Genomic DNA, 6,091 nt, shown 5'->3' on the forward strand with positions numbered 1-6,091 from the left:
ACAGCCTATAACACCCACTAAACGCAAAAACAGAAACCGCTCTTATATTCACATATAAGATCAGTTTCCATTTCAGCGCCTAGTTAACCGTTGTGTGGCATTTGAAAAAAAGATGACGATAGACTTCAAAAACAATAGAATATATCATTTCGACAAGGACTTAAACTTGACCGAACACAAGCCTATTTCGACAGAATTTAAGGAGATTGAAGTTCTATCAAACGGGAAAATATTGGTCGTTGAAAATTACTACGAATACGAAAATGGTGACAACTCAAACTTATACTGCATTAACCAACAAATGGAAATTGAATGGTTCTTGCCTTATCCGTACGAAAACCATAACTCAATGGACAACTACGTTGGATTTACAACAAACGGAGACAAGGTTTTCGCAAATACATTCAGTTGTTACAGAGTAGAAATTGACATAGAAAAAGGAGAAATTAAAAATGTCCAATTCACGAAATAAGAAACTCAAAATTGTAGGACTTTATGTTCTGAGTATTGCCATGCTATTGGGTTATTGGTATATGGACAACTCGACAGAACTCAACGAGTTTTTAAAAAAAGCGGACAGAGTGAGAACTGATTGGGGATTTGGAGTTTATGCTGTAGTTGGACTTGTCCAGTACGTCCTTCTAATTGCGGGAATTTCTCTTCCACTTATCCTGACGACCTTATTGATAGTAAAAAATAAAAAACGCCACACAACAAAACCTATACGCAATGCGGGCTGAAGGAATAAAAGAAAGGTCGGTGCTTTTAGCCCGCCAAAGCTACGCTTTGACGTTTTTGTTGAATAAATTTAAAAACACAAAACGCAGCTTTGGCTACCGTTTGTGCAAGTTTGAAAGTTTCGGCTTTCAAACTCCGCACTGCGCATAGCCAAACCGTTAGCTGCAAGTTTGAAAAAAAATGAGAATACTTTTAATCATATCAACACTAGTCATAATTAGTCTCGATATAAATGGGCAGACTCGTACAATACATGGACAAATTGTAGATGAAGATTTACAATATATTCCAATGGTATCAATTTGTAATATTGACACTGTGGAAATTGCTAAGGCAAACATTGACGGTCAATTCAAATTTGAATTACCATTAGGGACTAAAAAATTATTATTGTCATTTGTTGGCATGGAATGGACAACAATTGAATTAAAAGATGGATGTGATACAATAGATGTCATAATGATGAATGAATGGATTTATGATTTCATATCCTTAAAAAGTGCTGATAGAAAAAGATTAAAACGATTTAAAAAACTACCTGAACTCCACAAATTAGCTTATGAGAAAGGTATTTTTACAACGTTGACACCATGTTATGACCGAGTATTTGAAGAATATAATTCTAAAAAACGAAATAGAAAGAATAGAAAAACCAGCAGCTAACACGCTGGAAATAAAGCATAGCGCGCGTTGCTCGTCCTGACACCTTAGTCTACCGTCTTAGTCCCCCTATCGGGTGACACGACACCACGACTAACGCGCCACGACTTCATCCAGCCAACGTTGCCCGTAATATAAAAACCGAGAAACTGATGAAATATTTAAGAATAGCTTTAATTTCAAACCTTGTTTTGTTTATGGTTTCATGTCAACAGAATATGAAATCAAAACAAACGGAAGAACAGAAAGAATTCACAATTGACACGTTTTCATTTCACACTTCGAATCAAAAATTTAAATATGTTGGTGAAAGAATATTTCCATCAGAAAGTCTTTCTGACAGTTTAATAAGCAATCACCTTTTGACTTCGGAAATATCAGCCATTGAAAAAGTAAAAGATTCACTATTTGTATTTTTTAATAATGGAATGCTTGACGATTTAGGAAATGAATTTTTTCCACCAGTGAATGAAAAGCTATTTCAAGATTATTATCCAAAATTTTATAATGTGGAAATAGACGATGATATTCCATATTTTGTTTATTTAAAAAACTCAAAAGATTTAATTTCATTAATAAAGGACAATGATGAATTTCGTTGGGAATCTGCATTTGTTCGCGACACTTTACTAAGCTTTATGAATGGAATTAAAGTTGGTCAGACCAAAAATGAATTATTTGAAAAGCTAGGAATGGAAAATATTGATTGTAGCTCTGAAAATTTAACAATGATTTTCTGCCATTCATCCAGACCATCCAAAATTTGGTTCAAGCAATTATTAAAGGGAAATTGTGGAACTGACCAATCGACAACTCAAATACTATTGAAATTTGAAAACAACAAGATTGACCATATTTATATTGACCCATGGATTTGTTATGGAAATAAAGGTTCCTATTCAAGATATTTAAGAAAATGATAAAATACTACGGGCAACAATGCATAAAGTCAATACGGGTGCGGGTTGCAGCCGATTGATAGCTGCTTTTAAGTAACACCGCAAATTAATTTCTCGTGGAGAAATTATTTGCTTAAATTGAACTCAAAATTAATTTGCTAAGTGCAATACGCAATAAAAAGTAGTTACTTAAACCGTACTGCCCTTATGCTCACGTTGGCACCCATTAAAGATTTATAAACAATGAAACTTCCTGGCTTCTTTATAACATTAGGGACAATTCTTCATATTTTATTCAAGGACCAACTTGAAAACTTTGAATATTTGAGAGAGACTCTGTTTATCACTTTTATTATTTCATTTTTGTATTTGTTGGAAAGAAGAATTAGGCTAACAAAAACTCACCTATTAATTAGAAATATAAATGACGTTGCAATACAAATTACATGTTTCTTATTATCGCTACTAATTTCAGTATTTCTATTTCAGCCATGGATTGCTGGACATCAATATTATTACTTTGGAATTTTCTTAAGTGGTATCTTTCTGATATCTGGATTGGTATATGAAAATTCAATGCAAATATCATACATGAACAATGTATTAGTTGTCAAGAATTTGTATAAAAACACCAAACAAAATTTCAGTTCATTTAGCAAAATTGAAATTGACCGCTCAGTTATCAGAATCATTGACAATGAGAAAATTGTAGAGATTAGTGGATTTCGGGACAACATTAAAGACAAAAAGAAAATATTTCAATATCTGACTCAAAAAGTAAATTTAGCAGAGGTAGAAATAATAAATAACGGGTGCCAACAAACCGCATAATGCATAAGGGAGGCAGAGCAATTTGAAAGTTTTGCGGCTTCGGCAAACAACGCCAAATCGTTGATTTGACTTTAAAAAAATGAAAATATAAAACCCAACCCAACGCTTCGGCTCACCGCAATTTGAAAGGCTAGTAAGGTCAAATTTCCCTTACGCACCATGCGGCAGGCCGTCAGACTGTCTAAAAACCCTTAGTAAGACAGAAATTATAAGATATCTTTTGTATCTTTAATTATGAAATTTATTCAAGGCCAAAATCGATCACAAATCCAATTATTTACCCTTACACTTGATGATGCCATAGAAGCTGACAATGAGGTTCGATTTATTGATGCATTTGTGTCAAGTCTTAACCTGGCAGAATTTGGATTTGATTTATCGGCTGGTGAAAATGGGCGCCCGTGCTACCACCCTGCCGATTTATTAAAACTCTTTATTTACGGCTATCTTAATCGTATTCGTTCATCTCGTTGCTTAGAGAAAGAGTGTCATCGAAATATTGAATTAATGTGGTTGCTCAAGCAGTTAAAGCCCGATCATAACACCATTGCCAATTTCAGACGCGATAATCCCAAGGCTATCAAAGGAGTATTCAAAGAAACTGTCAAGGTAGCTAAGTATTTCAATCTCATTGGAGGTCAACTATTGGCTGGAGATGGCACCAAGCTCAGAGCACAGAATAGTAAGAAGAATAACTTCAATCAGAAAAAGATTGATCGCCACTTGCAATACATCGAAAACAAGCTGAATGAATACAACCAGGCCTTAGCTAAGGAAGACGGTGATTCAGCAAAAAAAAGGAAATTGCAGGAAGAGATTAATAAACAAGAAGGGCGAAAAGAGAAGTACCATAAGTTGGAAGCTGAATTGAAGGCAACAGGAGAAAAACAGATTTCCACATCCGATCCGGAGAGTCGTCAACTGGCCATTCGAAATATTATAACAGAAGTGGCTTATAATGTACAAACCACAGTTGATGCCCAACATAATCTGCCGATAGACTATGCGGTTACTAATGAAAATGACAGCAAAGCCATGGGCCTGATGCTTACCAATGCTGTTGGTATCATTGGTCATAATCACTTCACAGCCTTGTATGATAAGGGCTACCATACGGCTAGCGAATTTGCTACTGCAGCAAAGTTAGGAGTAGATGTAATGGTGGCTATACCTGCACTTCCTAAAAACTCCCAGGCTCCTGATCCAGCTTATAATTTGGAGCATTTTAAATATGATTCAGAACAACACTCTTATACTTGTCCTATGGGGCAAACTTTGACCACCAATGGTAAATGGCATAAAGCCTCTCGTGGAGGCGATTTTCAGTTATTCAGAACACCGGCCTGTAAAGAATGTAACGCCAGGCCGAAGTGTACCAGTGCTAAGCATAATGGTCGAATCATCCGGTATGTAACCGGAAGCATTGATGTAGCAGCAAACAAAGCCCGTATTGAAGCTAACCCAAAACTCTATAAAAGACGGCAAGCCATTGTTGAACATCCTTATGGTACCATAAAACGTCAATGGGGCTTTGATCATATCATGACAAAAAAGTCAATCACCAGAGCCAGTGCTGATGTTGGCCTGATAATGATAGCTTATAATCTGCGCCGATTAATCAGTATTGTAGGAATAGATGCTTTGATAGGTGCATTAAGGCCTCTTTTACTCTTAAAACAAGTCAAAAAAGCACTAAGAAACACATTTATGCACCAGATTCAAGACCTGGAAGAAATGAATGTAAAAGTGCAATTCCTTTCTCACTATCAAAACTTAATCCTATTTTTAAACAAAAGCATAGCTGCCTAATTGGTTTTTAGACAGACTGCCGTTGTGTTTAATTCAAAAAAGTGAACTTATGAGATTATCGTTACTAGTTATATTTGTGATTTCATTATTTGGTTGTAAAACAAGCCAAGACTTAATTTCTGACAGTGACCTTTTGGAGATATTAAATATAAAGGTCTGGAAAGTCCCGTTACCTTCAGACAACACGAAACAATGGGGAATAAAAGTGATTGACGTTAAACCTGAGAAAATTAAATATAGTTCCTTTGACATAATCTCAAAAAACGAATCTTTGATTTCATTAAAACGACAAAGCAAGACAGAATTTGAATTTGTATTAAAGCAGAATAAAGGACTTGGTCGCGGAACTATTAGTATTCAAGAGAATTATCAGGCAATGACTTTATTTGATGAACCGAAACATTATGAAAAAAACTTGTATGCCATCGGTGAAATTGGAATTTGGGACGGTTATACGATAACTCCTACGCAATTAATTGTATTGAGATTAATAGATAAATAAAGAACTAAACACAACCCGCTGGAAATAAAGCATGGCTCGGTCGGCTCGTCCTGACACTTTAGTCTACCGTCTTAGTCCCCCTAGCGGGTGACACGACACCACGACTAACGCGCCACGACTTCATCCAGCAACCGTTGGGCTCCATTCTAAAAGGAACATAAAATGAACGAATTACCAGAAGAATTTGAATTAATGAGCTTCTTTGAAGTGGAACCTATAAAAGCAGATAAAGATTCTGACGTTCCTTTTTATTATAATATTCTGACCTACGTTATTAAAAGTGATTTAGAAAAAATTGAAATTATTATTTCACCATCATATGGAGACATTGAGATCTTTTGGGAACAAAATAACATCTTAAAGTTCAATTGGCGTTTTTATGACATTGAAACTCTAAAAATTGAGAAAAGAGATAATATAGAATGCATGAAAATCACGTTTGACTCAGAAAATATGTCTGATTGTTTTTTATGGGTAAAACCTAGCTTTAAAATAATTGGAGGAATGAATATTACTCATTAATTACTGAATAATAACAAATAAAAGCACGAGAGCCCAACACGCTGGAATAAAGCATGGCTAGGTTGGCTCGTCCTGACGCCTTTGTCTAGCGTCCTGTCATCGCTACCGCGTGACACGACACCACGACCAA

The 6,091-nt window shown here is 35.4% G+C and carries 7 protein-coding genes; all 7 read left to right on the forward strand.

The window, feature by feature from the left end; all coding sequences use genetic code 11:
• Positions 1–166 precede the first annotated feature (166 nt).
• The 7 genes from KEM10_RS23175 to KEM10_RS23205 all read left to right on the forward strand — a co-directional run bounded on the left by KEM10_RS23175 (position 167) and on the right by KEM10_RS23205 (position 5,961).
• A complete protein-coding gene (locus KEM10_RS23175; RefSeq protein ID WP_212220549.1) occupies positions 167–472 on the forward strand; it encodes a hypothetical protein in 306 nt (101 codons plus the stop codon).
• Between the two features lie 446 nt (positions 473–918).
• Complete coding sequence (locus tag KEM10_RS23180; protein ID WP_212220552.1) at positions 919–1,401, forward strand: hypothetical protein; 483 nt, start codon at positions 919–921, stop codon at positions 1,399–1,401.
• 149 nt (positions 1,402–1,550) lie between these two features.
• Positions 1,551–2,318, forward strand: a complete 768-nt coding sequence (locus KEM10_RS23185; protein WP_212220555.1) for a hypothetical protein — start codon at positions 1,551–1,553, stop codon at positions 2,316–2,318.
• Between the two features lie 222 nt (positions 2,319–2,540).
• Positions 2,541–3,128 carry a hypothetical protein gene (locus KEM10_RS23190; protein WP_212220558.1) on the forward strand — a complete coding sequence of 196 codons (588 nt, stop codon included), beginning with the start codon at positions 2,541–2,543 and terminating at the stop codon, positions 3,126–3,128.
• A 234-nt stretch (positions 3,129–3,362) separates the two neighbouring features.
• The gene (locus KEM10_RS23195) at positions 3,363–4,937 is read left to right on the forward strand and encodes an IS1182 family transposase (RefSeq protein WP_212220561.1); all 1,575 of its coding nucleotides are present in this window, start codon (positions 3,363–3,365) and stop codon (positions 4,935–4,937) included.
• A gap of 49 nt (positions 4,938–4,986) precedes the next feature.
• The gene (locus KEM10_RS23200) at positions 4,987–5,439 is read left to right on the forward strand and encodes a hypothetical protein (protein WP_212220563.1); all 453 of its coding nucleotides are present in this window, start codon (positions 4,987–4,989) and stop codon (positions 5,437–5,439) included.
• Between the two features lie 162 nt (positions 5,440–5,601).
• Positions 5,602–5,961: a hypothetical protein gene (locus KEM10_RS23205; RefSeq protein WP_212220566.1), complete on the forward strand. Its 360-nt coding sequence runs from the start codon at positions 5,602–5,604 to the stop codon at positions 5,959–5,961.
• The last annotated feature ends 130 nt before the right edge of the window (positions 5,962–6,091 follow it).

It is taken from the genome of Carboxylicivirga linearis (assembly GCF_018271995.1).
Lineage (GTDB): Bacteria > Bacteroidota > Bacteroidia > Bacteroidales > Marinilabiliaceae > Carboxylicivirga > Carboxylicivirga linearis.

Bases quoted from the DNA above. Each gene is read 5' to 3' on its own strand.
- KEM10_RS23180 (WP_212220552.1), top strand. From the start codon at position 919: ATGAGAATACTTTTAATCATATCAACACTAGTCATAATTAGTCTCGAT.
- KEM10_RS23185 (WP_212220555.1), top strand. From the start codon at position 1,551: ATGAAATATTTAAGAATAGCTTTAATTTCAAACCTTGTTTTGTTTATG.
- KEM10_RS23190 (WP_212220558.1), top strand. From the start codon at position 2,541: ATGAAACTTCCTGGCTTCTTTATAACATTAGGGACAATTCTTCATATT.
- KEM10_RS23195 (WP_212220561.1), top strand. From the start codon at position 3,363: ATGAAATTTATTCAAGGCCAAAATCGATCACAAATCCAATTATTTACC.
- KEM10_RS23200 (WP_212220563.1), top strand. From the start codon at position 4,987: ATGAGATTATCGTTACTAGTTATATTTGTGATTTCATTATTTGGTTGT.
- KEM10_RS23205 (WP_212220566.1), top strand. From the start codon at position 5,602: ATGAACGAATTACCAGAAGAATTTGAATTAATGAGCTTCTTTGAAGTG.